The following is a 1,340-nucleotide window of genomic DNA, read 5'->3' on the forward strand; positions in this document are numbered from 1 at the left end:
CCGGCGGCGACAGCGGCGGGCACGGCAGGCAAGAGCTACACCGGCGCCTTGATGGTGGTGACCATGCTCTTCTTCATGTGGGGTTTTATCACGTGCATGAACGACATCCTCATCCCCAAGCTCCAGCAGGTCTTCACGCTGCAGAACTGGCAGGCCATGCTCATCCAGACGGCCTTCTTCGGGGCCTACTTCATCGTCTCGCTGCTGTACTTCGTCTTCTCGGTGACCAAAGGCGACCCCATCCTGAGGATAGGCTACAAGAACGGCATCATCGTGGGGCTGGCGGTGACGGCGGTGGGCTGCCTGCTGTTCCTGCCGGCGGCCGATTCCCATTCCTACGGTCTGTTCCTGGGCGCTTTGTTCGTGCTGGCCTCGGGCATCACGGTGCTGCAGATCACGGCCAACCCGTACGTGTCCATCCTGGGCCCTGCGGAGTCCTCCTCCAGCCGCATGAACATGACCCAGGCGCTCAACTCCTTCGGGACCACCATCGCGCCTATCATCGGCGGGTACCTCATCTTCGACCAGGTGTCCAACGATGCCGCCACGGCGGACTCGGTGAAGATGCCCTACGTGGGCCTGGCCATCACCCTGATCGTGATTGCGGTGATCATCAGGCTGGCCCGCCTGCCCCGCCTCACCGGGGAGAGCAACACGGTGGTGGCGGGCTCGGGCGCGCTGCGGCACCGGCACCTGGTGCTGGGTATTATCTGCATCTTCATGTACGTGGGCGGCGAGGTGGCCGTGGGCAGCATGCTCATCAACTACTTCAAGCTGCCGCGGATCGCGGGCCTGGACGAGTCGGAGGCCAAGCACTTCCTGTCCTTCTACTGGGGCGGGGCCATGATCGGCCGTTTCTTCGGGGCGGTGGCGCTGGCCCGGTTCCGAGACAACTCGCTCAAGTACGTGATCATGGCCGTCATCGCGGCGGTGACCTTCGGGGCCGTGTACGCCATCTATGATTTAGAGCAGGCGCTCATCATCCTGGGGCTGGTTGCCGCCAACTTCGCGGTGCTGCTGCTGGGCCGCTTCGTCCCCAACCGCACGGTGGGCCTCTACGCCACCGCCGTGATCGTGCTGCTGCTGGTCGGGACCTTCGGGCAGGGCGCGGTGGCCATGTGGGCGGTGATCGGCGTGGGGCTGTTCAACTCCATCATGTTCCCCACCATCTTCGATTTGGCCATCAAGGGGCTGGGCGTGCACACGAGCCAGGGCTCCTCGCTGCTGGTGATGGCCATCGTGGGCGGGGCCGTCGTGCCGCCGCTGCAGGGCGTGGTGGCCGACGTGACCGGCGACGTGCAGCTCTCCTTCACCGTGCCCATGCTCTGCTACGCCTACAT

General features: G+C 64.8%; 1 protein-coding gene. It reads left to right on the forward strand.

The features are described 5' to 3' along the window. The coding region (locus tag ACY0JR_RS21165; RefSeq protein WP_462636163.1) for a sugar MFS transporter at nt 1–1,340 on the forward strand (1,340 nt) is incomplete at both ends.

This window comes from Rufibacter sp. JT3400010, assembly GCF_054956755.1.